The sequence below is a fragment of the Vibrio genomosp. F10 str. 9ZD137 genome (assembly GCF_049974785.1).
Lineage (GTDB): Bacteria > Pseudomonadota > Gammaproteobacteria > Enterobacterales > Vibrionaceae > Vibrio.
In genome coordinates, this window is record NZ_JBNGCJ010000156.1 from 1 (window position 1) to 561 (window position 561).

At 48.8% G+C, this 561-nt stretch carries 1 protein-coding gene; it reads right to left on the reverse strand.

Annotation, left to right across the window (positions count from 1 at the left end):
• Positions 1–561, reverse strand: a 561-nt coding sequence (locus ACP45E_RS01970; protein ID WP_141707182.1) for a hypothetical protein, incomplete at both ends; no start/stop codon positions are given.

Sequence of the window (561 nt, forward strand, 5' to 3'; positions counted from 1 at the left end):
CCATGCTACCAGCAGCAACCGTAGACTCAATGGTCATGTTGCCAATGGCATCTAAAGTGAGTGCACCCGATGTAGTGATTCCAGAGTTTTTGACATACGAACGTACAGCTTGACGATGAGCATTGTTACCAATCGTATTCGATGCCAATGCTGCTCCTATCGCAATACCAATACCACCGGCTTTACCGCCAGACAACGATGCTGAGACCGCCACGACTTCCGCTTTGATATTCGACGTATCAGACGCATTAAGATCGACCCAAGATGCACTGTCTACTTGGCTATTTTCCACATACGCGAGTGTGGTTCCAAAGATAGTATTGTCAGCCGCTGCACCCGCACCACTGATACTGATCCCTCCTCCTGCACCACCCGCAATTGAAGAGGTCGCTGCAACCGAAGTCGCATCTATATCATTCGTATTAGTAGCACTAACGGTAACACCACCCGAGCTATCAAGCGTGTTCACGCCTTTAATATAACTGTGGGTATTGCTATCTATATTATTCTCAGCAATGGAAACCCCAACGGTTACAGCTATACCACCGCCTCCGCCTCCCG